Source organism: Haloarcula laminariae, from assembly GCF_025457605.1.
Lineage (GTDB): Archaea > Halobacteriota > Halobacteria > Halobacteriales > Haloarculaceae > Haloarcula > Haloarcula laminariae.
Genome location: NZ_JAMZFY010000001.1, coordinates 1,159,834 through 1,185,906, shown reverse-complemented (window position 1 = coordinate 1,185,906; position 26,073 = coordinate 1,159,834). Strand labels below are relative to the sequence as shown.

The following is a 26,073-nucleotide window of genomic DNA, read 5'->3' as shown; positions in this document are numbered from 1 at the left end:
ATGACCCTACTATCAGTCGAAGACGTACACGCGGGGTACGAGGACTTCCTTGTCCTCAAGGGCGCATCGCTCACCGTCGATGAAGGAGAAATCGTCTGTGTCATCGGCCCCAATGGAGCGGGCAAGTCGACGTTGTTCAAAACCATCTACGGGCTAGTGTCTCCGAATCAAGGCGCCATTAGCTACGACGGTGAGGAGATAACCGATCAAGGTCAAAAGGACTTGCTTCGTTCCGGAATCTCCTATGTCCTTCAACGCAATGCCGCGTTCCCGGAGATGAGTGTCAGGGATAACCTCGAACTGGGCGCGCACGTCGCTGACCGCAACCACGATACTGAAGCCGCTATCGATGAGGTGTTCGATATCTTCCCGGCACTCCGAGAGTACGCGGACACTCCAGCGGGGAACCTCAGCGGCGGCCAACAACAGATGATTGAACTCGGCAGGGGGTTGATGCTTGACCCTGACCTTCTCATGCTCGACGAACCGACGGCCGGTCTCGCGCCGAAGGCCGTCGACATGATCTTTGAGAAGGTCGAGGAGATAAACGACCGCGGTGTCACGGTCTTGATGATAGAACAGAACGTCAAAACCGGCGTCAACCACTCCGACCACGTGTTTGTTCTCGAAAATGGACAGACGCGGTTCGACGACAACGCAGCGAACATACTTGACCGACCGGAGATACGCGAGGCGTACCTCAAAGTCGATAGGGAAGAATAATAGTCAGGTACCGACGGATTCGCAGTCGTCTCACTCTGCCTCGGTTCAGACGGTTCCACCGGCGGGGTTACTGGCGAACAGATAGATCACGGGAGTAAGAACTGTCGGCCCGTTGGCCGACACCGCTTGCCACCAACAGACGGCGGGGCTCCCGACAGATTGGGTTCCTCTCATCTAGGGTTAGAAGTTACTTGTCGGTTTGGAGCTTGCATCGACAGCAATCACCGACAGCCACAGCGCTCCCGGGATGTATACCTATTCCGCTGTTAGGCATACTATTTCAAAATTTCCAACCGATGAAAGCGTTAAGAACTGCGTGATTAGGAACTATTTTTACCAAGACGTGAAATCGTTAGCTGTGAGCATCCAGATTGACAGAGAGAGACTTATCGAGACGATGGAGACACAAGCCGACATCGGTGGCACCGAGGACGGTGGCCTCCACCGGTTGGCGCTGTCGGATGCGGATAAAGCGGTCCGGGACTGGTTCCTTGAAGCGATGGAAGATGCAGGACTGGAGACGCGCGTCGACCGGATGGGTAATATGTTCGGTAGGCGGTCGGGGACGGATTCAAGTGCTGACCCAGTCTTGCTGGGCTCGCATCTAGATTCCCAGCCCTTTGGTGGCATCTACGACGGCGCACTCGGCGTCGTCGCAGCCCTCGAATGCATCCGGACGTTCAACGACGAGGGCATCGAAACGAGCCATCCTATCGAAATCGTCAACTGGACAAACGAGGAAGGGTCCCGATTCCAACCGGCGATGCAGGGAAGCGGTGTCTGGACGGGTGAACTCGACTTGGAGACGGAGTACAACAAGACCGACGCCGAGGGCGTCCGATTTGAGGATGAACTCGAACGCATCGGGTACAAGGGTGACGTACCTGCCGAACCGACCACTGAGTACGATTCCTCGCTCGAACTGCATATCGAACAAGGGCCAAAACTGGAGAACAACGAGAAAGATCTCGGTGTTGTCACCGGCGTGGTCGGGCTGACGTGGGGAGCGGTCACGTTCTACGGTGCGGCTGAACACACCGGCACAACGCCGATGCATGATCGGCAGGACGCGCTCGTCGCGGCCGCCGATTTTATCACGGCGGTTCGACGGCTCGGCGGGACCTTGGGGAAGGAAACGGTCGCAAGCGTCGGCCGTGCCGATGTCTCGCCCAACTCAATCAATATCGTCCCCGAGGAAGTCACCGTGACGTGGGGGATTCGCGACCCCAGTGATGATGTCGTCGAAGAGGGACGCGAACGCGTCCTTGAAGAGGCAGCCGCGATTGCTGACCGGGAGGGTGTCAACTACGAGTGGGAGGACCGGGCGCGCTCCTCAAGTATCCGGTTTCCCGAGAGGCCAGTCACAGCTATCGGAGATGCCGCCCAAGCGCTCGGATACGACTCGTTGGACGTGTTTAGCGGGGCCGTCCACGACGCCGCGAAGGTTGGGACCGTCTGTGACACCGCGATGGTGTTTTCGGTCAGCGAGGACGGCAAGAGCCACACCGAGGAGGAGTACACCTCTTGGGACGACTGTTACAGCGCGGCGAACACGCTGGCAAACGCTGTACTCAATCTGGCGGAGTGACCTCGGTATGAACTCCTCTCGGTGGACTGTGGCAGTCACTGACGGAGGCGTAGCGGATGGCGGTTGAGACACTTATCGCGGGTGGAACAGTTGTGACGGGCGATGCAATGTTCGAGGCAGCCGTCGCCATCGACGACGGGACCATCGTCGGTGTCGGGGAGGAAAAAGCGCTCCCAGCGGCCGACCACCGGATCGATGCGAGTGGCCTGCTAGTGATGCCCGGCATCGTGGACCCACACGTCCACCTGGCCGGCTACAACACCCTCGACACCTACGAGTCCGGCACTGCTGCCGCCGCAGCTGGTGGCGTGACCACCCTCGTGAACTTCGCCTGGCAGGGATGGCGTCCGGAGGCTGGCGAGTTCGAGGCGGGCGGCACGCTGACCGATGCTGTTGAGCGCCATCGGGATCGCGCCGACGAGGCGCTTATCGACGTTGGCTTCCATCCGGTTGTTACACGCGAGGACCCGAGCGTGTTCGAGGAACTACCCGAACTCGTTGCGGCTGGCATCACGTCGTTCAAGATATTCACGACCGACAGCATCCGGCTATCTCACGGGTTCATCGGCGAACTGTTCGAGCACCTTTCGGAACATGGGGCCGTCGGGATGGCACATACCGAGGACCACGCCGTCTGTACGAGCAAGACCGAACAGCTGCGTGATTCGCCCGACCCGACCGTGTATCCGGACTCCCGGCCCGATTACGCGGAAGCGATGGCAGCTGATACCCTCGTGCGGCTGGCCGTCGAGGCCGATGCGAAGTACTACGGAGTGCACACGACATCAGAAGCTGCTGTCGACGCTATCGAGACACATCGGACGGATGGATCGAACGTCCGCGCTGAGACCTGCACCCACTACACGGTGTTCGACCGGTCTGTGTACGACCAGCTCGGTAACACAGCAATAATGTCACCGCCGCTTCGAGCGGCTGGCGATGTTGACGCCATGTATGATGGCATCCGGGACGGAACCCTGTCGGTTGTCTCCTCCGATCACGTTGCCACTACCGAAGCCCGGAAACGGGGCGATGCGTGGTGGGACTGTCATAAGGGAGTCAACAGTCTCCAGACCGGTCTGCCAGTGTTCCATGACGAGGCCGTCAATAAACGGGGACTCTCGTATCCTGAGCTCGTTCAGCTGAAATGTCGACGGCCGGCCCGCACCTTCGGCATGCCGAACAAGGGGCGGATACAACCCGGTGCCGACGCCGACATTGTCCTCTTTGACACTGACGAGACGTACACGATAACGGCCGAGGACAACCTCTCGAAAGCGGATTTCTCGATTTACCAGGACCGCACGGTGACCGGACGCGTCGAGAAAACGTTTGTCAGAGGGGAACTCGTCGCGGATGGCGGAGAGATAATTGCTGACTCCGGATACGGGAACGTGCTCAGCCGGGAGGTACCCGACTGGTCGTAACCAGCCGGGCGCGGCGTGTGGCGTTGCCTGAGAGGCTACCGTTCACTAATATAGCCAAACTCCACCGATACACTCGAATATTTGGCTTGAACGACCAAATATAAAAGATAATAACCCAAATTGGAGTATAGTGTCACAGAAAATCGACCAGCGAGACGATTACAGTATATGTCACTAGACCTGCTGCTGAAGAACTGTAGAATAGTTGATGGGACAGGCGCCCCGTGGTTCAACGGGGCGGTCGCGATTGAGGACGACCAGATCGAGGCCGTCCATCGTGAGGCAGATGTTGCACCCGACGCGAGGGAGACGGTCGATATGGAGGGATTGATCCTCGCACCGGGATTTATCGACCTCCACTCGCACTCGGACCTGCGCCTCTTTGCCGACTCCAACCTTCCGCCAAAAACAAGGCAGGGCGTCACGACCGAACTCCTCGGCCAGGACGGGTTCTCAATGGCGCCGATGTACCGTCAGGGAGGCCCCGAGGAGTGGGAGGACCACCTGAGCGGCCTCGACGGACGGCCCGAGCGTGAATGGACATGGGGGAGCATCGCCGACTATTTCGATGCCATCGAGAAAAGCGGTGTCGCGCCCAATGTGGCAACGCTCGTCGGGCACGGGACGGTCCGATACAACGTCATGGGGATGGATGACCGGGCCCCGAGCGAGGCCGAACTCGAAGAGATGGCAGATCTTGTTACCGAGGCCCTTGAAGACGGCGCGGTCGGCTTTTCGACGGGACTGGACTACATGCCACAGGTCGTCTGTGACACCCACGAACTCCAGACACTCGCCGGTCGCTTGAGCGACTACGGACGCCCCTTCGTCGCCCATATCCGGAATCAGAGCAACGACATCTGGAACGCCCTTGACGAGTTCATCGACATCGGGAAGGAGGAAGACATCCCGCTGCACCTCTCACATTTCAAGCTGATGCACCGGCCCCAGCACGGGCAAGCAGACCGCGCCATCGGATTCCTCGAAAGTGCCCGCGACCGCGGGGTCGATATCACGGCCGACCAATATCCTTACACGGCCGGCAGCACGATGCTTGCGGCTGACTTGCCATCGTGGGCCCGGTCCGAAGGCCCTGAGGCGACTCTCGATCATCTCAAGAACAACCGGGAGGCGATACGGGAACACCTCGAACGCGAGATCTCGGACTGGGAGAACATCGTCATCACGAGCGTCGCCAGTGAGGCCAACCAGCGGCTCATCGGGATGAACATGGAAGATATCGCTGAAGAACTTATCGAGGACCCTGCCGTGGCGGTGATGAACCTCCTCTTAGAGGAGGAACTCGAAGTGGAACGCATCTACCACTTCGTGGCCGAGGAAGACGTACAGGAAATCCTCCAACACGAACGGACGGCGGTCGCCACGGATGCACTGCTCGGCGGTGAACCCCATCCACGGACGTACGGAACCTATCCACGTGTGCTGGGCCACTACGCTCGTGACGAGAACCTGTTCTCGGTCGAGGAAGCCGTCCGCATGATGACTTCGCTCCCGGCCCGTATCGCGGGCCTTCACGACAAAGGCATCATCAGTCCGGGGATGGACGCTGACCTCGTCGCTTTCGACCCACATCACGTCTACGATCCCGGCACTTACGACAACCCACGGCAGTTCCCCGATGGCATGCCCCACGTCTTGGTCAACGGCGAGTTCATCGTCCGCGACGGCGAGTCGACTGGTGCGACACCCGGTACGGCCATTAAAAAATAGGGTCAGATTTCTGCCCCTCTATCCCCGACTGTGCTGCCCAGAAGGTCAGCGACGTAGTCAGCGCTCGACGAGATATGCTGGTAAATTATAGGGCCTGGAACGAGCAGTGAGGTGACACAGGTTTCTGTCTCCGCCACCAGTTTAGGCTTGCACTCGTCGGTCCAAACATAGTGGGCAACATTACGTATCGCGGACACAGCAGAAGCGGCGACAGGCGTCGTCGCCCAGCCCGATTTCAACTGATGTTATGTTCCTGCAGGGCCTCGGAGAGGATATTGGCACAGCGGTCCCAATACTGGGGCGTATGACCGGCGTTGTGTGGGGTGATGTAACAGTTCTGTAATTCCCAGAGCGGGCTGTCCTGCGGGAGTGGCTCGGGGTCTGTAACGTCTAGTGCCGCACCGCGGATCATGTTAGTCTGCAATGCTGCGACTAGGGCATCGGTTTCGATGACTTGCCCGCGAGCGATGTTGACGACAATCGCATCTATCGGAAGCGAGAGCAGCGTGTCCTCGTCGACGAGTCCTTCGGTGAGGTCCGTCAGCGGACAGGCGAGAATGAGGGAGTCGGATCGAGAGAACGCGTCATCCATATCGGCGTCGTCGAAGCCGATGACCTCGTCGGCAGGCCCCCCCTTCGATGGGGTATACCTGACACCGATAGTGTGGACATCGAAAGCATTCAGTCGGTCAATAATAGTCTGGCCGATGGGGCCCATGCCGACGACAGTAGCCGTCGATCCGCTGAGTTCACCGGTCTGGAAGTGGTTCCACTCGCTGCGCCCTTTTTGTTCCCACGCCCGGTCCAAGCGACAGACGAAACTGAGGAGATAGCCGAGTACCTGTTCGGCAATGTTGGGGCCGTGAACACCGGACGCGCTCTCAAGTGCCACATCGTTCGCTTCGAGTGTCTCGGTGGGGAGGTGGCCGGTGCCGGCGAACGTACAGACGAACAGCTCGAGTCCGTCAGCGGCTTCGACCTGTTCGGCCGAGATATTGTATCCCGTCGCCACCGTTGCCTCGGCAAGCAGTTCCGTCTCTTCGGCAGCTGTCTTTGCCAGCGTGACCTCCAGTTCTGGAAGGGCCGCCTGCAGCGTCTCCGCGTAATCCTCGACCGATAATCCGTGTATCTTGTGCCGGAGCACGACGACATCAGTCATCGGTATCCTCCGCGTTGGCTCGGCTTAGACAGGACATCTCCCAGTCAGGGGTTGATGAGAGGCCGAAGGTATGTGAGGGTTGATTGGTGGCTGATACGGTACGGTTTGTGACTTGGCTCGTTGTGTTCATAGTTAGTTGGTCCGGAGTTCCCGGTGAGGGCAACTAAGATCACGGGGCGACATCGGTGAGACGGCTCTCTGGGATGTACAACGGTAGTCGTACCACTCCCGATAGATGTCCCCTCGTGTTGCCATTTGGATTTTACGCATGTATCATTAAAAGCATGCTGACTCGCGCAGAACGTGTTATGTTTCTTCCCATCTAGCTAATTTTGTAGGCTTTACGGTCATTTTCTCGTGTTTTGCTTCTAGGTGACTATCAGTGAACGCTGGCGTGGTCAACAAGAGTGGTTGCGTGGGACGATTACTGTCGTTCTCTGCCGAACATAAGCGAGCGGCAGCAGTCTAAGGTGACGGGTGAGCGGTTGAATTTTCCATAGGACGTGGTAAGATAACAAGCACCTTGAGACGGCATCTCTTGTCGGCACCTATGTCCGGAGTACGAGCACCAAAACGTTCGCGGAAGTCGAAACTGTCCAGATGTGCCCCCTCAGGCGGTCGGTGTCTCCTCGTCGGAAACGGTGTCCCACTGGTTCGGTGAGATGTGGTGGCCATCGAACGTCCCGGCCTCGGGATATGCTGTCGTCACAAGGAGCTCGCTTGCGTCGCTGAGATACTCTATTAACGAGCGGAGATTAGCCGCAGACAGCTGACTGATGCCATCGAGCAGTATAAGCGGAACGCGATCGGCCACGTCAAACGTCCGGTATCCAGCCACCGCGACGACGATGCCCACTAGTTCTCGCTCCCCCTCACTCAGGTTCTGGATAGTCGTCTCGCGACCGTCGCGAGCGATAACCAGTTCGAACGAGTCTATCTCGTTTTCTGGGGTTGTCTTTACATCGAGACGTGCACCATCGAATCCAGGGGCAAAGCGGTCGATAGCTGCCGCCATAGCCGTATCGAACTCTTCTTTCAGTTCCCACTGTTTCTTTGTCTTCCGGTTTCGGAGCCGTGCAATCTCGTCATCGAGTGCCTCAATATCCTCTCGTAGTGTCGCTGCATCTGCATGTAACTCCTGTAGTTCCTGCAGCCGGGACCGCTGAGCGTCTAGCTCTCGTTCTTTCGTTTGAAGCGTTGCTTTGATGTCGGTGAGCTCTTCGCTCAGTTCTTCCTCGGCAGCAGCGACAGATACTTCCAATTCTTCGATCTCTGATGCTAACCCGGCTCTCCGCTCCTCAGCCTGTGCAAGGTCGCCGCTCCGATCGTCAAGCGTTGCTTTGAGGCGCCCAATCTCTTCTTCGAGTGACTCTTTCTCCCGCTGTTTCTCTCGGTAGCGACGCTGCCGTTTCTCGATTTCCTCGATTTCTTCGGTCAGGTTCTCTTTCTCCTCACGAAGGTCGATTATTTTGTCCTGTATCGCTGCCAGTCTGGACTCGATAGTATCGCTTGTCGTTGGTTCTCCACACACCCAGCAGTCGAACTCATCACCCACGACGCTACGCTCAACCGAACTGACAAGGTCGATCGCATCTTCCTCGATGACGCGTTTGTTTGCGCGATGAAGCCCCTCTAGGAGGTCAATCTGCTGTTCACACTCCGCGATGCGTGATTCCTTAGCCTCGATGTCGGCAGTAGGCTCGGGCTCGTCGGGCACAGTCAGGCTCTCAAGTGTCCCGCGTTTCTCATCCAGTTTTGTTTCGGTGCGCTCGATTTTGTCCTGCAGTCCGTTAATCCGCTGGTCCAACGACTGGAGGTTGCTTCGCTTTTCAGCCAATTCATCACTTCGGGAGTCTGCGTCGGTGGCATCCCCGACACTCTCCGACAGTTCGTCCCGACGCTCTCGCAGCGACTCAATATCGTCCTCTAACGTTCCTATCGCCTCCTGCACCGACGGGAGATTCTCCGCCGCACGTTCAGCCTGCTCGAGCTCTTTTCGCTTCGACTCGCGTTCCCGTTTGCGGGCCGCTACTTTATTCTCGATGTCCTCAAGACCAAGCGGGGCCTGTAACAGCTCAGTGAGGTCGGACTGTTCCCGAACTCGGGCCCGAATCGGATTGTTTTCCCCCAGAAACGCGAACAAGCGTGCACAGGTCTGGTCGGTCTCATCTCCAAGAAACGTCTTGCCGTGTCGACTGACTGTACCCGGTTCCGAGCTTTCAAGTGTGATCTCGTAGGAGCCGTCCGGCGTATCGAGGTGAACTGACCCCTCATTTGTGCCTTCCCTGAGTGGGTGTGATTCTCCGTACATGCCCGTGGTCCCCATCACGGTCTGAATCGCACGCACGAAGCTCGATTTCCCCATGAAATTCGATGCTTGAACCACGTTGAGTCCCTCATCGAGGCTGGCCTCAGCGGCCCGGATACCACCAATATTTCTGATTCTTACATCCCACATTGTTCATATACAGGTCCAGCAGGATTATGAAACCACTGTCGTAAATTGGGGCCTGAAAGAACAGACTTCGAGGCCTACTGTAATTACTTCGGGGCCGAACTGCCACTAACCCCCGTCGGATGGTCCTGTAATCTCGGATGCCATGTGGTCCTGGCAGATATACCCCCGTTCGAGAGCACGCTCGAAGCGTACCTGCGTTGCACACTCAGGACAGCCAAGGATGACCTCCGTTTTGATCGTTGACCGTGTCGCTTCAGGTATCATCGATTTATTCTCTAGTGACTGGAGGCTTTCCCTAACGCTTCGCTCGACCACCTCTTTTGCGTAGTCAACCTTGTCGGCCTCCCAGTCTGAGTCTCCTTCGGCAGCGTTGTTCGACTTACTTTCACTGAGGCAATCTGTAAGATGTCGGTACAGCGTAGATGTTGAGAGAAAGTCAGAGCGGAGCTGGTTACCGTCAATTCCGTCGGCCTCAAGCTCACCAAGAAGAGAAATATCCGGCTCCTCACCTGACAGTGCTTCATAGTCGGCATCAACACGTGTCGCCAGTGTACTCCGGTTATGGTCGGTGTAGACGGACTTCAACAGCTGTTTGTTGAACCACTCTTTGAGCGGTCGGAGTCCAGTCTCCGTGTACTCATCCTGACCCAGCCAGCGAGCCCGTAGATACCCGTCTACGTCCCCGTCTCGGGCGGCATGCTGGAGGTCATACGTTGCCGTCAACCGGCCGACCTTGCAGCAGTGTTGCATATACCAAGGAATATTGGCCAATGAATAAAGATATGTGTCATCTTGACTCGGCAGTGTTTAGTTATCGATGAAAGGACAGACAAATGTAACTTCTGCGATAAATGGCTGAAATAACACACTTCAGCGGGAGGAGTGACAGACTGATTTGGATTTTGTGACCGTGAGCGGACACCCGAGCGAGCAATGAAGCTCGGTATTCAGATGTGTATGGCTAGACTATCATCTTTGAATACTATCTCTATTTATGATAGGTCGGGTGTCAAACGCTCCCGAAAAGCCGTCCACGATTGGGTACAGAAGGCCGATTTACAGCCAGTCAGTGACAAAACACCGAATCAGGTCGCGGTTGACGGAGCAGTGATTCGAATCAATGACTAGCAGTTCTGGCTGTACGCTGTCGCGAATCTACAGACAAACGATTTCCCCTATCTGCGGGTATTTTCGACCATTACAACTGTTCTTACCGGAACTTTTCTCAAAGAACTGCGGCAAAATCACGATGTCGAAACCGCCGTCTTTCTCGTTGATGGCACGAAACACCTCCAAGCTGCACTGCACCGAGCAGGGCTCCGCTCTCAGACAGAACGCCACGGAAATCGGATTGCTATCGAATGTGTCTTTCGGGAAGTAAAACGACGAACCTTTTTGTTTTCAAACTGTTTTAGCCACGTCGAACTGAGTACAGCTGAAAAGTGGTTCCGGAGTTTCGCTCGCTGGCACAATGCTCCAAACTAAACACTACCCGTCGAAGAAAACTGTCATTTATCCAGCTCTGACGGCTCATGCTTCTCATCGGTCTTGGCTTTGTCTCGGGTTCGCTCTTTACGGAGGAGTTCTGTGGCCAATGTTTCATCTACCGCTCTCCACGATGTGAGTGTACCTCGAAGCTGGGATGGTCGTTTGACTGGCCGAATCACAATCTCTCCGTCCTCATTCTCGACAAACCGGACTCGGCCTGTCGTCGAGATATGGAGCTTGAAACCATATACTGGCCCCCTCGTCCCGTCAGGTGGATTTTCAGCGGAAACAGTGGTGTGTGAAACCCCCACATGTACTGCTAGTCAGTACAGGCGAGCAGACGGTCACACTTGACAGGGCATCAGGCTGTCCCAGTCAGGTCGTCGGCAGTGGCTCCTTGGCCGCCTGCAGCGCCTCAATTGTGGTCATCAGTTCGGCCTGAACAGCCGATGAGTCGCCACCGAGCGGTGCAGCAACGTCCTCAAGTTGCGTCTGGTCGGTTTCGGGACTACCGTCTGCGCCCAGTGCTCCCTCGTCGGTGACAGCAGGTCAACTCGAAACCCCAGTGGTCAACTCAGTTCTCTCGTTGGTTTATGAGCGAATAACTCAGTCCAGCAATACCAGCGAGTGCTGTTCCAACCCCGAACCCAGGGCCGCTTTCGCTGGTTGCCCTCTCAGTGGGCGTTGATTCAGTTACCGTGACTGGCCCAGCACCGACTGTACGACCGTTGATGCTAAGCGTGTACGAACCCGGTTCGTCGAAGGTATGATCGAATGTGAGTTCAGCTGTGCCGTTCGGGGCGATATCGCGCTCAGCTGTATCCATTTCTGTTCCGTCGACGGCGAAGGTCGGAGTGACCGTTGCGGTCGTTGCGACGCGATTTTGCACTTCAACGGTAACTGTGACCGGATTGCCAACTGTAGCCCGGTCTGCAGAGCGCTGCAACGTCATTTCGAACAACGCGTGCTGCGCGTTTGATGTTCGTCGATGGAACGCTGTAATATCGCGGATGATCTCGCTCGTAATGGTATGGCCAACTCCTTGGTAGATGTTGAACGTCGCGTTTGCCCCAGCCTCTTCATACCTAGACTGGGTCACTGGGAACCGTTCTGTGACCCGGTTTTGCCCATATATTTCTTCAGCACGGTCCTGATAGCGTGGTGAAATCGGATAGTAGCTTCGCTGGTCTGTCTCGGGGAGTGGCTGGTCCTCCTGCCCGACATGGATATACTGGTCGATCGCCGTCCATGCGTCACGATCGAACGACCCGCCGGTCCACTCTTGGTAGTCTGCAGTACCAAGCGGATATGGGAGGGTGGTCCCATCCATCGAATTCAGCGGCAACGGCCGGGCTCCGCCCCCGCCAACCGATATCGATTGGACCTGGTTTGGGTGTAAGAAGGCAAACCGGGAGCTGAACGATCCCGATGCGGAGAACCCGTTCATATGGATTCCGTCAGTGACAGCATATGATTCGTCGCTGAGGCGCTCCTTTGCGTCCTCAACCATACGCATGAGTTGGCGATCAACCCGGTGTAACGTGTCCGCGGGGAAGGCATCAGTAGCGATATCTTCACGCTTCGTCTCGGTATCGAGCATCTCGAGTGCCAGCGATTGTACGTAGTCGCCTCCGTCGTCGGGCGTACGTGGGAAGCCCGCGACGATCCCTGGCAGCGACAGCTCTATTGCCGGCTGTAACGACCCTTCAGCCTCTTGACTGAGTTGATCAGTGAGCTCCCCAGGAGATGCGGCCGGCCTGCTATTGTGCGGTTCGACAAATAATGGTCGTGCGGTGTCCTGCTGTGTGTCTGGTCTGTACAGAGCGTATGGATGGTGGAAGCCTGCGTCAGGATCAGGGTCCACTATCTCTAATTCGCCACCCCGGACTTGGCTCGCACGTGCCGCTGCACCACTCTCCCCAACTCCAATGAGCGCTGTATCGTCAGCAACCACCTCATCGTAGTTCTCGCCGGCTTGTATTACCGCAGAGACGGTTGCGGATTGCTCTATTGGTACGTCTGGTTCGATAGTTCGGTCGGTAAACGATGCACCCGCATCCAACTCCAACTCTTTATACAGGCGAGTATCGGTGTCGCCATCAACCGGCGAGATATATAGCCGCGCGGCTGTATCAGTCTGCAGTGATTCGATGACGATCGAGTCACCGCTTGACTCCTGATCATTTAGTGTCACTGAAGCAGCAGTCTGGGCGCTTGCACTTCCGGTATGTTCGAACCCGGCGGTTGCAAAAACGGATCCACTAGCGAGTTTCAGAACGGTTCTACGGTTTAGATAAGCCTGATTTGTCATGTCTATGGCCTTGCCTATCGGGTGAATAGCTAATAACTATAATCTATGGATTTTTGATGTCCAACGACTAAATTAAGTGTCAATCTAAATCAGTATGTATCAATCAAGAACAGTAGTTCGTACTACGAGTTCTCCAGTCAGAGTTCGGCTAGAATAACAGTCAGGGTCGCATCAGACAGGGTGGTCTCGGAAGCGTTTGATGAGGTGCTTGGTCCCTTTTCTCCCGTGGACACGCCGTAGTCATATCTTAGTAATACTTCAGTTCTTGTAATAATATTCGTGAGTCTGCAACCCGCGCTATGACCCAATATGTCGGTCAATCCTTGCCCCCGTTTGGACACCAGTACTGCAACTGGAAATCATATACTGGCTCCCTCGCACCGTCACTGGATATTTCAGCGGAAACAGTGGTGTGTGAAATCTCCACATGCACTGCTAGTCAGTCCAGAGTGGAGTGTCACGCCTGAAGGAGCAGCCCCAGGCCGTCCTGATTAGGCTCTCGCCAGCGATTCCTTGACCGCTTGGAGCGCTTCGATTGCGGTCACGAGCTGCTCTTGAACGGGCGCTGTCTCGCCACCGGACGGGGCAGTAGCCTCAGGTGTTCCACCGTCTGTTGTCGATGACGTGGCATCGGTTACGTGATCGCTATCATCCATCGCTGCTACCGTTTCCAACTGTTGCTGATCAGATTCTTGGGGCGCATCGGCCGGCGGCGGCGGCGACCCACTCCCAGCCTCGTCTCCAGCCTCGCCGGCGCGACTCACCGCCTCCAGCGGGAAGTCATACGCATTCGCCCGCTTTTCCTTGTGCCACGTCGTCCGGGAGACAATCCCGAAGACCTCCGCAATCATCTCCCGATCACACCCCCGAGCCAGTGCCTGGCGGACCTGTTCGTCCTCAGTCCGCTGTAGCAACGTCTGTGTGTCCTCAGGAATCCGACCTCGCTCGGAGTGAACGATCTGGTCTGGCAAGCCCCACTGACCGGTGTCGGTCTCCTGGTCAATGAGCTGTTGCTCCCGGTCCTCGACGACATTGTCGAGCCCCATCAGGACGTACAGTCGCTCACGCACAGCCATCACGGAGATATCGGCCGTGATCGCCTCGACGATCTCGCCAGTTGAGGCGGGCCCCATCTCAGCTAGCACCTTGATGATCTCCAAGTCGTGGGGCAGAAGCTCACTCAGATCGGCCTCACTTAGGTCGACGGGCACCTCCTCGTCGGTCGTCTGGAGGTGGTGCCAGCTGTGGCATGAGCGACACGCAGTGAGGAGATTCTCGAGGTCATGGACATCCATGTCTTCGGGCTCGCGGGTCTTGTGGTGGATCTCCAACGTGGCGAAGCCACCGATCGCGGTCCCCTTGGCGTTGCAGTACTGACACCGATGATTGTCGCGCTTGAGTCTTTTCTCGCGTTTGGCTGGCGGGACGGCCTCGTGGTCTGGGTGGTCACTCATCGCCCGGTCACCGCCCCTCGTGCCGTGGCTGATCGATCGCTCAGTACGTCGTGTCGCTGTGTTGCTCTGGTTTGCATTTGTGTAGGTAGCTGCTGGTGTCTGTCTGCCTCTCGCCTGATTGCAGTGTATCGGTCTGGGATATCGCTTCAATAGCTGCATTCGAACCGGCCAGGAGCCGCGGCCTACTCCCGCGAATCCACTGCGTCGACCGGCGTCATCGATTTCAGGCTGAAATCCGACTTGCTACAGTACCACTGTGCGACCCGGCCCAACTGTCTCGTCCGAACGATGTCAGCCACATTGTGCTGGACCAACTCTTCGTACCGGCCCTCTTCGAAGGCCGTCACCGCCTCACTACTATCCTCGAAGGGATCGGCCGGCGCCGCCTGAACGACGTTCGTACACAACAGCTCGTGTGCGGTTGGGAGGTCGTTGTTCGACTCACCGCCGCTCGTGGTGTTGAACAGCTTCTTGACGATCGGCAACAGGTCCGCATACGGAATGTCGATAAACGGCCATGGGATATCGTGAATCGCAAACCTGGTCCGCAGGAAGGGCACGTCGAACCCGCCCTGCCAGGTCTCGCCGTTGTAGGCGACGAGCAACACGTCCTCCTTCATGAGTCGATGGCGGATGTACGCACTCATCCCGCGCAACATGACTTCCTCGTTGTCGTGGCCCTCAACCGTGACCTGATGGTCACACTTCTCCCGGATCTCCGCCTGAATCTCCTCGACGGGCCGGCCACCGGTCTGGTAGGCCACCCGACTGCCCAAGTCGAACTCGAGGCCGATGACCGTTACCTCATCCTCCACGTCGAAGCCCGTCGTCTCGATATCGAACGCCACCAGTTCGAGGTCGGGCATTAGGCCGACCCTCCCGTGTGTCCGGCCTGCCGTTCTGGCACCCGATCATCACTGGCCGGGCGCACCCTGAATTGGCCAAAGCCATACTGCTTGTGCGTGCCGACGCCGAGCACGCCGCGTTTGGCCGTCCCGATCGGGTCCGAGCCGGTATATTCGACAATCTGGCCGTGGTCGATCGTCCGCAGCCGGTAGGTGTCACTGCCCTTGTGCAACAGCACCTCGCGTTCGCGGAGGTCGGTATCGCCCCACCACCACGGGATGCGATTGTCATGCGCGCCGGGATACTCACTCTCGAGGACGTAGGGGGTGTGCAGTTCCACCTGATACGACTCAGCTGCTTCCAGACGTGCATACGAGAGGTCGTCGAGATCTACGGTGCGGGTCTCGACACAGGTCACCTCGCCAAAGCCGTAGTTGCGCCCGCCACCCAACTGGAGGCCATCCAGCATGTCTTCCGCCAGTGGGAGCTGGCCCTGGCCGTCGAAGTCACAGTAGGCGTAGATGTACCACGACATCGTCCGTTTCGAGGCGCGTTTGTCGGGCTGCTTGCCGAAGACCCGCGTCCCCGCGTAGCTGAGTCGGTCACCGTACTGATCGATAGTGTGGGTGTTGTGGGCATCCCGGGGCCGCGTGGTCGCAAGCCAACGCTGGCTGCTGTCCCGAAAGAGGAACAGGTCATCGTAGGCCGCGACTGTTCGCAAGCCAGTGCCCAGGTACGGGACGCCACCGGACCGGGAGTGTGTGGGTGGAAAGCTGCCGTACTCCCCGGGGACAAAGAGCCCAGGACTGACATACAGGTCTTGGGCTACGTCGTCGGGCAGCCGGCGGGCCAGGGCCGTGTAGATGGCATGGCCCGGGACGTAGTAGGGGTTGCCCGCGTAGGCCCACTCGACCTCCCAGAGGATTTCCTGGATGGGCGTCATCGGCATGCCTCCATGTGGTTCTGGGGTTGTGGGTGGCTTGCACTGCGAGTAGCTGTCACTGGCGCCCACCCCACATTATGCGTGCTCATCGGCTCCCCTCCAGCGCGCCGACGTACTGCTGAAACGCCTCGATATACTGCAGGGCCGTCGACCAGCTGCGGATGCGCCGGAGTTGGGCATCCAGCATGCGAGCGCGTCTGGTGTCCGGGAGTAAATGGGCGGGCAGGCGCTGCCAGACATCCGCCCACGAGCGAGCCGGCGCCGGGCCCAGCCACGCGGCCGGCCGGTCGCCGGGCGTGGTCGTCAGCGAGAGTGTGACCGCGTCGGTGTCGATGATGGTCCGCTGTGGGACGAGCTCGTCATCGGGTTCGACGACGAGGAACAGGTCCCCAAAATCCGCGCCCTCGCTGTACGTTGCGTACAGGGTCGCCGTCAGCAGGGTGTGGTACTTCAGCGATGTGTAGGGGTAGTACATCGATTCGGCGAACTGGGTGGGGACCACGGCTGCAAGCCACGCCTGGTGCAACTCGTCGGGGTCGTCAATTTGGACGAGTTCGCGGATGGCGTCGGTCCTGTCGGCGTCGGTCTGGCCCGCCGGGACTGTCACCTCGCCGGTCAGTAGCGACAGTCGGTACGGCGACTGATGATTCTCGACGGTCTGGGTGGGCTCGCCGCGGGGGCGACTGAGCAATGCGGCGTCCTGGTCGGCACCCAGTGGCACCTGTTCGTTGACAGGGACGCCCGCAAACTCCTCGCGGGCCGCCGCGTGTGAGCGCAGGCAGAGTTTGTGTGTGTGTCATGGCGGTAGGCCGCCACCAGTGGATCGGCGTCAGTGTCGGTTGCTGGCGTCTGGGCGTTGCTCACGTCTGGACACCTCCCAGCTCCGCGGTGTCGTCACGGCTGGCCATGCGTTCCTGCAACGCCGCCTGGACGGCCGGCCGACACTCCGTGGCCCAGAGGTCGTCTTTTTCCTCCATCGCCGCTGTCGTCGATTGGGCGCGATTGAAGATACGCCGGATTTCCCGGTCGGAGTACAGCGGGTTGATCAGCCACGTGTCGGCGATGCCGGCGCCGAAGTTTCGAGCGCCGCCCAGCTGGAACGCAAACTCGTCGCTGTTGTCATCGAGGAACTCGATGGCCTCACAGAGGAGCCCGACGAATTCCGGTTTGGGCTCGCGCAGGGTGAGTTTCCACGTCCCCTCGATGTTGCCGAGTACGTCACGCTGGGCATGCCGGAGTGGCTGGCCGCCGTCCTCGTCATTGCGCGAGCGGACGTGTGAGGACACCTGTCGGTAGTGGGCTTCGGCTTCGCCTTCGAGTACGTCGACCTGGCGGCGAATCGGCGAGAAGGACACCGGGCGACGCAGGAGTTTGCCCGGCTGGGACCCGAAGCCGCCGAAGAGGTCGTAGATGACACAGCCCGCATCGTGGGCATCCGTGCAGGTGCCTTTCTCGTGGTAGCCTGACTCGAGGTCTCGCTGGTAGGTTTCGGCGCGCATATAGTCGCCGTTGGCTTCGCCCGGGTGACAGGCCGTCAGGCCAGCTTGCTGGAGGACGTTCTCACAGCCATGGCGAGCCCAGCCAGAGAGCGTGAACGGCGAGATCTGGCCCTCGATCTGGTTCATCGGGTCATCGGCTTCGTAGCGATCGGCCGAGGCATGATGGCGGTCGGTGACGATGCCATCGCCCGGCGCCAGTAGGGGAATCTCGAGGCCAACGTACAGGTCGGGCAAGTGGGTGTCTTCGAGGTCTACCGGGAGCGTGTCGACGAGGTCCGTCACGCCTGGGCCTCCTGGGTATCGGTTGTCTCTGCTGGGGAGGTGGCGACAACGGTTTCGGCAATGGTGATCGGCCACGACCGTTGGTGGGCCTGGTCGACGATGCGGGCGAGGCGGCCCGTGAGCAGGCGTTCGTCGACGCCTAAGGTGGTCTGGTTCGATAGGGTGAGGGGATGGTCCACGCAACGGGTTTGGGCGACCATCCATGGCGCGTGTCGGCCAGGTCGGACGGCATACGCGGTCACCTCGGTGCCGTCCGGCAATGGTTGTGCGCACGCTTGACAGGTTACGTGCCCCGCCTCGTGCGCATTCGACTGTACCTGGATTATCTCTTCAATAGGTCCACTATCCGTGCCTTCTTTAGCATAAGGCTCTGTGTATTGCATTGGGCTTGCTCCAGTCTATTGGGAAGCCCAGCCCGCGTGCACCACCACGCGGGCATCCTATTATCTGATGCCAAGATGGCTGAACTTCCCGTGCCATTGCATTATAATGCATTGGGTAAAAATGTTCCCATTGCAGAAGGCTGCATTGGAAGAATAAAACTAAGAGTCTTCTGCAGGTAGGTGCGATTGGGCACTGATGCCACGGGACCGAGATGAGGAGACTGGGAAATATACTCAGAATTATCCTTCCGAGGACTTCATTTCTGCACTGGAAGCATTAGATGGTTCGGCGGGGACGAGCGAAATTGCCGGTGAGGTCGGTTGTGCATATCGAACGGCTCATGCTAAACTAAGCGAGCTTGAAAAAAAGCAAAAAGTAACTTCGCGGAAAGTCGGCAATGCAAAGCTTTGGCAACTATCGGAATAAACGAAGCCGTCGCACTGAACTCACTCTCTAAGTCTAGCACGCCAATTGTGATAGAAATCGGTTAGAACGACAGTCAGCGCAATATATAATCTTCCATGAGCAGCACTGTCTCTCATAATATGCCGCGCAGCCAATTGCTTCAGGAAGAAATCTCAATTCCCAATTCTGATTTGATACACTGATGTATACAATTGTTCTGAAGGCTGTCCTACTCGGCTAACTCAAGATAAGATTGGTAATAACTGGTTGATTCGTCCGAGCCCATTGGTGCGGCTCATCCCGCCGATAGCACAGAATGTATACATAGTCCTGATGATTACTCTCCCAGAATATGCATAGATTATGGATTGTGAATAATCTACGTCTGACCCCGGGGGAGTCAGAACTCATTCATGTTTATTCAACCGATCAGTCGTTCGGTAGACTCACAGTTGGCCAGAGGAAGCGCAGGTTCATATACGGTAACGAAGGGAGCTACGTTCAGATGCTTCACCGACAGCCCACGAGTGTTTGCCAAGAGTATATATGATGATAGAGAGAATGCCCGACAAGCGAAATATGTCTGTCCGGACTACCATCGAAGATCTTGAATCAATCGAAAATGGCGGCGACGTGATTGATTATCTACTCGATTCAGAGGGGTTAAATTACAGTTCGTTCGTTGAAGTGCCGAGCGGGATAAAGCGAAACCAAGGTAGGAACGATTGGTACGAGGCGCACTTAGTTGATGAGAGTGGTGACGGAGTCATACGATACATCGAACTCGAAGGATCTGGAGATAGTCCCGCATTTAGCGACCTGAAGCGACAACTGAAACGACACGGAAGCCCGGTTAACGAACTCTTCACTGTCATTGCATATAGGAAATCCGACGAGGGCCCACTGACAAGCCCTCTGAACGATGATCTCACTTTTCTCTACATCGAAGAGCAGTTCTCCTCTGAAGATGTGGAAGTCACATTCGATCTAAACTACTTCACAGTCAAGCGATTCGGCGTCGAACCAGCTTATCTCGACTATCTTAACGACCTCACGGTGGAATCCGGACAAGGCCGAACGAGCCTCGAAGGCGATGTCGAGGATGTCTTCTCTATCCGGGAGGTCACGCGGAGCTTCTACCAAGATTTCGGAGAAATATTCCGTGAAGATCTTCAAGACGCAATTCACGGTCTGGAAGATCCAGAAGAGAACCTCAACGCCTACACGAGAACTGTCGTCAACCGAGTGCTGTTCCTACTGTTTATTGAGGAAAAGGGTTGGCTCGATGGGGATATCGACTACGTCGAAAACAGGTACGAGGAAGTGGCCGAAGAGGACAATCTCCACGTTTACGACGACTTATTCGAGCCACTGTTCTTCGAAGCGCTCTCAGAGGAGGGGACAACGGAATCGGACCGCCTTGGTCAGATTCCCTTCCTCAACGGCGGTCTGTTCGAGTGCAAGGACATAGAGAAGGACGTTGAAATTGACGAGACATTCTTCGACAAGCTCCTCAGTCCGGAGGATGGCGACGATGGCGAACCGGAAGGGTTCCTCCGGAAGTACAAGATCTCATTACGTGAGTCGAACCCCAGTGAACAGGAACTCGTCGTCGACCCAGAGTTCATTGGGCGTATCTTCGAGATGTTCATGCAGGAGGACGAACGTTCAGAGGTGGGCGCGTTCTACACTCCGAAGCCTATCACCGCCTATATGACGAAGAACGCGCTCAGGCAACATCTGCTGGGCCAAACCGACATCTCCCATGAAGAAGCTGTTTCACTGGTCAGTGATCACACTGCACCTAAGTCTCTTTCACAGGACCAAATCACGGCCGTCAATAATGCTCTTCGATCTGCGACAGTACTGGACCCAGCAGTGGGCAGTGGCGCATTCATAATTGGCATGTTGGAGGAACTCGTCGCCGTCTCAGAAGCGCTCGACGAGAATACTGATGACGCCCGAAGCCGGTTCCAGTTGAAAGAAGAGTTCATTGCGGACACGCTCTACGGTGTTGATATCGACGCTGGCGGCATCGAACTGTGTAAGTTCCGTGTGTGGCTCCACTTGATGCAAGATCTTGATGTGGACCACGAGGAGTTCCTCGATTCAAACGAAGAGTTTGCGCTACCAAATCTCGGATTCAAATTCTTCGTCGGGAATAGTTTGGTCGGCGAACATGATCCGACGCGGGTGGACGTTGGCACTTACCAAGAGACGCTAGCTGGGGGCCTGGAAGCCACGTTGGAGGAAATCCACACCACGCGAGCAGTGTATCAAACCGCCCATGGGGATAAAAAGGACCGTCTCACCGACCAACTCAACGATCTGATCAATAATCTTGAAACCCAACTAGCGGTAAAAGATAAGGGAGGTTGGATGACCGATGTCGCCGCAGAGGTAGATACCACATTTGCGTGGACTTCAAACATCCCAGAGGTCATCCTGAACGGAGGATTTGATATCGTGATTGGAAACCCACCCTATGAGGGACAGTCCCAACAGGGATACCTGACTGAATTAGCGAAATTCTATGATTCAAAGTACGACTTCTACAATAGAATTGATGGGATGCGCTATGACCTATATCAGAAATTCATTATTCGGGGGTGGGAATTAACGCGAGAAGGCGGTGTTCTATCGTATATAACTAGCGATACGTTCCGGACAATCGGATCTAAGCAGCCTACGCGAGATCTCCTATTGTCTAATGACTTAGAAAACCTGGTGCTGGCGAATCCCGATACATTTGACGCCGCAGTGAACCCTGCGATATTTACCTGTACTAAAGTGCCATCGGAAAACGACCCCACGTTTGAATACATAGACGCATCTGAGACAGGGATTGAACAGTATCGGAGTCTGGTGAAAAGTACATTGTTGCGGTCTGATTCTGAGGAAGTCTCGAAAAAGCAGGTTATTCCAATCAACTTGTCCTCATCTATCCAGGGGTATGCCGTGACGAGTGAAATATATAAGAACACTCTCAAGAAATCCCTTTTCTTCCCGAACGAAACTAATCTGGAGATTCATTCACGGTTCATGTCTGAGGTCACGGCTCTCGTCGAAGAATGGAGAGAAGAAATATATGATACAGATGCCTTAGAGGACAGTCTCGATACCATTCGAAAAAAGCATATTACTGCTCTTGACCCAGGAGATACCTCTATTATGGGCCTTCTCACCTATGGTGGAGTCGGGCTTGTAACTGGAAATAACGATGAGTTCCTGGCCTATATTGAGGGGAGTGATGCCGCAGAGCGAGTGAAAGAGAGGAACAGCGATTCATTTGAATATGTGGAAAAGAATGAGGAACAGTACAAATGGATGAGCCGAGTTATCAAACAAGATCATATTTTGGATCCTGACAAACTAAACGAAGAAGAACGACTTAATGGAGTCAACTCTAACGAGTACGGAAATAAGGTCTGGGTCCCATACGAGAAGGGGTCAGACAAAAAAGACATATATCATAAAGACATCATTATCTACCTTCGTTGGACAAAGGAAGCACTTAAACGAATTAAAAATAACCGGAATGGACGCCTCCGAGATCCTGAATATTACTTCCGTGAGGGAATATTCGCCTCACGTGGTGGTACTGGGGAATACAAAGTAAAGGCACGATATGTGAATGACTCTGTTGTCGACACGAGCGGAGTCTTGATGCTCCCCATAGACGAGAAAATAAGCCCAAAATATCTCTTAGGAATCTTAAATTCAAACTTTTGTAAGTACATCTTAGACAACTTCATCAATCACACCGTTAATGTACAGGCAAGTGATATGAGAAATCTCCCGATCCCGATACCAGAAAAGAGCGAGCAAGACGCACTTGTCTCACTGGTCGATGAAGCAATCCAGGTCAAAAGAGGGGAGAAAGAAACCCCCTTTGACAAAATACAGAAAAAAATAGACGAACAAGTACAGGAGATATACGGTATCAAAGCGAGTTACGTGGCTGTTCAATGAGTAATAACAACCGAAGTCAAAATGACCCCGACTGGAGCGAGTACTCCGATGTCCTTGACAATCGGGAATATAATGTTGCCGAGCGTGCGAACACGATTGCGCCTGAAGCCGAGACTGTCCGCATCGCCGTCGGTTATTTCTATCTTGGTGGTTTCGACCTCCTGAAAGAAAATCTCCGAAGGGCTGAACGTGTCGAGATCCTCATCGGGACCGATACCGACCAGCGCACTATCGACGAACTCGAACGCGGATTCGCTAACGACCTTGAAGAGTACGACCTATCTGAAGCACAAGAGGGTATCAATCGACTGTATGAGCTCATTCAGGAGGACAAAGTAGATGTTCGTGTGTACGACGACAGTCGATTCCACCCAAAACTCTATCTCTTCGAGCATCCTGCCGGTTCCCCGGACCTTGGTCGGGCAATTATCGGCTCTTCAAACCTCTCTGCTAGCGGCCTCCGCGGAAACGTCGAATTGAATGTGGAAAAGAAGGACAACAACACCATCCGGTATCTCGGCGAGTGGTTCGAGGAGATTTGGGAGGAGGCAAGCGAATTCGACAAGGACCTGATGACTGCCGCGATAGAGAAGTCGCAGTTCGAAGATGACCTACCGGACATCTCTACAGGAGAAGGCGAAACATCGGTCGCCGAGGTGGAAACGATTTCACCGTACGAAGCGACGAAGCGGTTTATTGTGGAGCAATTTTCCCGAGATGTTCGAGAGGGAACCCTACTTCAGGACATCACGGGCGATTACGAAGAGCAACTCACAGCATTCCAGCAGGACGCGTTCAGAGCAGCCCGTCGCCCACTCGAAAAATACAATGGTGTCGTTTTAGCAGACAGCGTCGGTCTCGGTAAGTCATACATCGGTGCTCCGCTTGTACAGGAGTATACGAGTTCCCGAGACGACGTTCTCGTCATCGCTCCGAAGCGACTGAAGCGGATGTGGATGCAGGACCTCCTTGATGCGGATACTGGTGAATTTCCGACGACTGCTGAGAAGACGTTCATGAGCTTCAACAAACTCTCTCGGCTGTCTGAGAAAGAAATCCAACGACTACGTGGAGTTGATTTGATTCTCGTCGACGAATCTCATAACCTCCGAAATACTGGAACACAGCGCTATGATAAACTCCAGTCAATCGGTCGGAAGGGCAAGAAGTTCGTGATGCTCACTGCAACGCCGATCCACAACTCCGTTCGAGACGTGGACAATCTGATCAAGGTGTTTGCTGACGACGACGACTTCGACATTGAACTGAAGGGCCTGTCACCAAGCGAGATTTTTAAACAGTACGACCGCCTCTCCAGCGAGGAAGACAAATCCGCGAGCACTCAGAGTCGGCTTTCAGACCTTGAAGAACTCATTGAGTCAATTATGAGGGAGGTCATTATTTCGAGGGACCGCAAATACATCCTCGACAATTACGGGGACATCACCATCGGAGACCGGGCCATCAGCGTTCCCGATCGAAAGCCGCGTCTTATCACTCCTGATGACCCTCGCCTTGACGAACTCTATAGCGATATCGTCGATACCGTCATCGGTTCAGATGACTCCGAGAACTCTGGGCTGAACATCCCCTACGTTAGCGCTGATCGGTATGACGCTGATGGAGATGAGGAGGAGGAGCTAATCATTGAGTACCAGAACGCGAGCATTCTGATGCTCATTAATCTCCTCAAACGTCTTGAGAGTAGCTTAGCTGCGTTCGAGAGTTCTGTTGAACGGCTTATGGAACGAGAGCGCATCACACGTCACATCGCTACTGGTGACCTGGATGATGCGCAAAACCGGAGTGACGCCGTCGAACAGATACGAGATACATTCGAGGATGATTTCGCCAAGGATGTTGACTTTGAGGATGTCGCAGAAGCCCTCAATAGAGTTAGCCCATCGAAAAGGGATGAAATCGTAGCAGACATTGACGAAGACCTTCGAGAACTTGAACGTATAAAACGGCAAGCACAGAATGCACTTCAGACCAAAGAAGACGGGCGCACTAAAGACGCTAAGGCGGAACGCCTTCGTGGATTAATTGATCGAGAGCTATCGGACGAGAAGGTCCTCATATTCAGTCAGTACGTACCCACTATCACTCATCTCTTCGAGCAACTAACCGGCGAGAACCCAGCTCACACCAACGTTGCTACGCTCGGTCAAAATCCGAGCAATCCTACCGTCGGATTTGTCCACGGAGGTAGCGGGTTCGATGAGAGAATTGTTGAGCGGTTCGCTCCAGAAGCTCAAGAAGCCGATGTTACCCCCGGTGAAGAAATCGATATCCTGTTTGCAACCGACGTGCTAGGGGTCGGACAGAATCTCCAGGATGCACGAGTCATCGTGAACTACGACCTCCACTGGAACCCGATGAAGATGGAGCAGAGAATTGGGCGTATTGACCGCATCACAACGCGGCATGATGAACTGTGTATTTACAACTTTGCTCCGACAGGCGATCTGCGGAAGCAGCTCGGGCTTGTTGAACGAATTCAAGAGAAAATCCAAGACATCGCAAACACCTTCGGTCATGCCGCCCCCATCTTGGATACTGCTGAAGAGCAAGTACACAAGACGCTCATGACCTACGAGCGATTAGAAGAAGGCGGTGCAGAGTTTGGTGATGAACGGTTAGAGGGTATTGGGTCGAAGTACGACGATCTCAGAAACATCGTTCGAGCGTTCTGTGAGGAAAATGATGTCGATATCGAGGAGCTTCAGGAAACCTACGATGCCGTCGCAGACAGGTCTGAACCGCAGTATTTCGTCTCCCCTGGCCAAGAAGGATACGTCTCACTCGCACACTTAGAACACAGTAGTGGACGCACTGAATGGCGAACCACCATCTTCGATTCGGATCGAGTACAAAGCACCACAATCGGAGGACAAACGGTCTTCACTCAGTTCCCACGTCTGGAGACAGATGAAGTTCGAGTGTTTGAGACGGTATCTTCCCCTGATACCACTCGTCACGCGATTCCCGAAGATGATTTTGAGGAGCTGAAATCCTTCGTGGGTGAGTTAGGGACGCCAAGTACATGGCAAAACGATATTTTGAGCCGGCAGAGCGGCGATAGTGATGTGGTTACTGACATCAAACAGTTATGTCGCCAGATTGCGAACAGCGACGAGGACGTAAGCGGAGAAGCGGAAGAAATCCTAGAACTCCTGGACGATCACGAGATGAGCGACTGGGCAGAGGGTCAGTTGCGCACGATACATCGGAGACGCCGTAGATATGGGACTAATGGTACGATTCGAAGGATGCATCATAAACTCACAGAGGAGATTGAGCTAGTTGATCCAGAAACCGTTACGGAAGCAGATATTGCACTCGCTGGACAATTAGACGACGACACATCTGAAATCTGAACAATTCGTCCATGTCTCAGGAA

The 26,073-nt window shown here is 55.5% G+C and carries 17 protein-coding genes and 1 pseudogene; 8 read left to right on the top strand and 10 right to left on the bottom strand.

Annotated elements, in window-relative coordinates:
• The 4 genes from NJQ98_RS06205 to NJQ98_RS06190 all read left to right on the top strand — a co-directional run bounded on the left by NJQ98_RS06205 (nucleotide 1) and on the right by NJQ98_RS06190 (nucleotide 5,469).
• Nucleotides 1-723, top strand: a complete 723-nt coding sequence (locus NJQ98_RS06205; protein ID WP_262177039.1) for an ABC transporter ATP-binding protein — start codon at nucleotides 1-3, stop codon at nucleotides 721-723.
• 358 nt (nucleotides 724-1,081) lie between these two features.
• Nucleotides 1,082-2,311: a Zn-dependent hydrolase gene (locus NJQ98_RS06200; protein WP_262177038.1), complete on the top strand. Its 1,230-nt coding sequence runs from the start codon at nucleotides 1,082-1,084 to the stop codon at nucleotides 2,309-2,311.
• A 56-nt stretch (nucleotides 2,312-2,367) separates the two neighbouring features.
• Nucleotides 2,368-3,738: a dihydroorotase gene (locus tag NJQ98_RS06195; protein WP_262177036.1), complete on the top strand. Its 1,371-nt coding sequence runs from the start codon at nucleotides 2,368-2,370 to the stop codon at nucleotides 3,736-3,738.
• A gap of 168 nt (nucleotides 3,739-3,906) precedes the next feature.
• Nucleotides 3,907-5,469 carry an N-acyl-D-amino-acid deacylase family protein gene (locus NJQ98_RS06190; RefSeq protein WP_262177035.1) on the top strand — a complete coding sequence of 521 codons (1,563 nt, stop codon included), beginning with the start codon at nucleotides 3,907-3,909 and terminating at the stop codon, nucleotides 5,467-5,469.
• A gap of 235 nt (nucleotides 5,470-5,704) precedes the next feature.
• Here the strand turns inward: NJQ98_RS06190 and NJQ98_RS06185 are convergent, their stop codons facing one another.
• The 3 genes from NJQ98_RS06185 to rdfA form a co-directional block, all read right to left on the bottom strand.
• A complete protein-coding gene (locus NJQ98_RS06185; RefSeq protein ID WP_262177034.1) occupies nucleotides 5,705-6,628 on the bottom strand; it encodes a D-2-hydroxyacid dehydrogenase in 924 nt (307 codons plus the stop codon).
• Nucleotides 6,629-7,238: 610 nt separating this feature from the next.
• On the bottom strand, nucleotides 7,239-9,086 hold the full coding sequence (locus NJQ98_RS06180) for an archaea-specific SMC-related protein (RefSeq protein WP_262177030.1): 1,848 nt from the start codon (nucleotides 9,084-9,086) through the stop codon (nucleotides 7,239-7,241).
• Between the two features lie 105 nt (nucleotides 9,087-9,191).
• Complete coding sequence (rdfA, locus tag NJQ98_RS06175; protein ID WP_262177026.1) at nucleotides 9,192-9,836, bottom strand: rod-determining factor RdfA; 645 nt, start codon at nucleotides 9,834-9,836, stop codon at nucleotides 9,192-9,194.
• A 101-nt stretch (nucleotides 9,837-9,937) separates the two neighbouring features.
• On the opposite strand from rdfA, the pseudogene NJQ98_RS06170 reads away from it, so the two are divergent.
• Nucleotides 9,938-10,571 (top strand): annotated as a pseudogene (locus NJQ98_RS06170) (transposase domain-containing protein).
• Nucleotides 10,572-11,148: 577 nt separating this feature from the next.
• Here NJQ98_RS06170 and NJQ98_RS06165 read toward each other — a convergent pair.
• The 7 genes from NJQ98_RS06165 to NJQ98_RS06135 form a co-directional block, all read right to left on the bottom strand.
• Nucleotides 11,149-12,885: a hypothetical protein gene (locus tag NJQ98_RS06165; protein WP_262177024.1), complete on the bottom strand. Its 1,737-nt coding sequence runs from the start codon at nucleotides 12,883-12,885 to the stop codon at nucleotides 11,149-11,151.
• A 491-nt stretch (nucleotides 12,886-13,376) separates the two neighbouring features.
• Entirely contained in the window at nucleotides 13,377-14,339 is a 963-nt protein-coding gene (locus tag NJQ98_RS06160; RefSeq protein WP_262177021.1) for an HNH endonuclease, read from the bottom strand.
• Between the two features lie 182 nt (nucleotides 14,340-14,521).
• Nucleotides 14,522-15,205: a 3'-5' exonuclease family protein gene (locus NJQ98_RS06155; RefSeq protein WP_262177018.1), complete on the bottom strand. Its 684-nt coding sequence runs from the start codon at nucleotides 15,203-15,205 to the stop codon at nucleotides 14,522-14,524.
• Complete coding sequence (locus tag NJQ98_RS06150) at nucleotides 15,205-16,128, bottom strand: hypothetical protein (protein ID WP_262177014.1); 924 nt, start codon at nucleotides 16,126-16,128, stop codon at nucleotides 15,205-15,207. Before NJQ98_RS06150 ends, NJQ98_RS06155 begins: the two co-directional genes overlap by 1 nt.
• 85 nt (nucleotides 16,129-16,213) lie before the next feature.
• A complete protein-coding gene (locus tag NJQ98_RS06145) occupies nucleotides 16,214-16,906 on the bottom strand; it encodes a DUF8168 family protein (protein WP_489146078.1) in 693 nt (230 codons plus the stop codon).
• A gap of 82 nt (nucleotides 16,907-16,988) precedes the next feature.
• Nucleotides 16,989-17,909: a hypothetical protein gene (locus NJQ98_RS06140; protein WP_262177008.1), complete on the bottom strand. Its 921-nt coding sequence runs from the start codon at nucleotides 17,907-17,909 to the stop codon at nucleotides 16,989-16,991.
• Nucleotides 17,906-18,292, bottom strand: coding sequence for a DUF8112 family protein (locus NJQ98_RS06135; RefSeq protein WP_262177006.1), 387 nt, complete (start codon nucleotides 18,290-18,292; stop codon nucleotides 17,906-17,908). Before NJQ98_RS06135 ends, NJQ98_RS06140 begins: the two co-directional genes overlap by 4 nt.
• A gap of 196 nt (nucleotides 18,293-18,488) precedes the next feature.
• Between NJQ98_RS06135 and NJQ98_RS06130 the strand changes: the two genes are divergently transcribed.
• From NJQ98_RS06130 to NJQ98_RS06120, 3 genes are all read left to right on the top strand, one after another.
• Nucleotides 18,489-18,719, top strand: coding sequence for a transcriptional regulator (locus NJQ98_RS06130; RefSeq protein ID WP_262177004.1), 231 nt, complete (start codon nucleotides 18,489-18,491; stop codon nucleotides 18,717-18,719).
• A gap of 528 nt (nucleotides 18,720-19,247) precedes the next feature.
• Entirely contained in the window at nucleotides 19,248-22,670 is a 3,423-nt protein-coding gene (locus tag NJQ98_RS06125; RefSeq protein WP_262177003.1) for a BREX-1 system adenine-specific DNA-methyltransferase PglX, read from the top strand.
• Entirely contained in the window at nucleotides 22,667-26,050 is a 3,384-nt protein-coding gene (locus NJQ98_RS06120) for a helicase-related protein (protein WP_262177002.1), read from the top strand. The genes NJQ98_RS06125 and NJQ98_RS06120 overlap by 4 nt, the downstream gene beginning before the upstream one ends.
• Nucleotides 26,051-26,073 lie beyond the last annotated feature (23 nt).

Coding starts and splice junctions, on each gene's coding strand:
- NJQ98_RS06205 (WP_262177039.1), top strand. CDS start 1: ATGACCCTACTATCAGTCGAAGACGTACACGCGGGGTACGAGGACTTC.
- NJQ98_RS06185 (WP_262177034.1), bottom strand. CDS start 6,628: ATGACTGATGTCGTCGTGCTCCGGCACAAGATACACGGATTATCGGTC.
- NJQ98_RS06195 (WP_262177036.1), top strand. CDS start 2,368: ATGGCGGTTGAGACACTTATCGCGGGTGGAACAGTTGTGACGGGCGAT.
- NJQ98_RS06130 (WP_262177004.1), top strand. CDS start 18,489: ATGCCACGGGACCGAGATGAGGAGACTGGGAAATATACTCAGAATTAT.
- NJQ98_RS06155 (WP_262177018.1), bottom strand. CDS start 15,205: ATGCCCGACCTCGAACTGGTGGCGTTCGATATCGAGACGACGGGCTTC.
- NJQ98_RS06120 (WP_262177002.1), top strand. CDS start 22,667: ATGAGTAATAACAACCGAAGTCAAAATGACCCCGACTGGAGCGAGTAC.
- NJQ98_RS06135 (WP_262177006.1), bottom strand. CDS start 18,292: ATGCAATACACAGAGCCTTATGCTAAAGAAGGCACGGATAGTGGACCT.
- NJQ98_RS06180 (WP_262177030.1), bottom strand. CDS start 9,086: ATGTGGGATGTAAGAATCAGAAATATTGGTGGTATCCGGGCCGCTGAG.
- NJQ98_RS06190 (WP_262177035.1), top strand. CDS start 3,907: ATGTCACTAGACCTGCTGCTGAAGAACTGTAGAATAGTTGATGGGACA.
- NJQ98_RS06165 (WP_262177024.1), bottom strand. CDS start 12,885: ATGACAAATCAGGCTTATCTAAACCGTAGAACCGTTCTGAAACTCGCT.
- rdfA (WP_262177026.1), bottom strand. CDS start 9,836: ATGCAACACTGCTGCAAGGTCGGCCGGTTGACGGCAACGTATGACCTC.
- NJQ98_RS06160 (WP_262177021.1), bottom strand. CDS start 14,339: ATGAGTGACCACCCAGACCACGAGGCCGTCCCGCCAGCCAAACGCGAG.
- NJQ98_RS06150 (WP_262177014.1), bottom strand. CDS start 16,128: ATGACGCCCATCCAGGAAATCCTCTGGGAGGTCGAGTGGGCCTACGCG.
- NJQ98_RS06125 (WP_262177003.1), top strand. CDS start 19,248: ATGATAGAGAGAATGCCCGACAAGCGAAATATGTCTGTCCGGACTACC.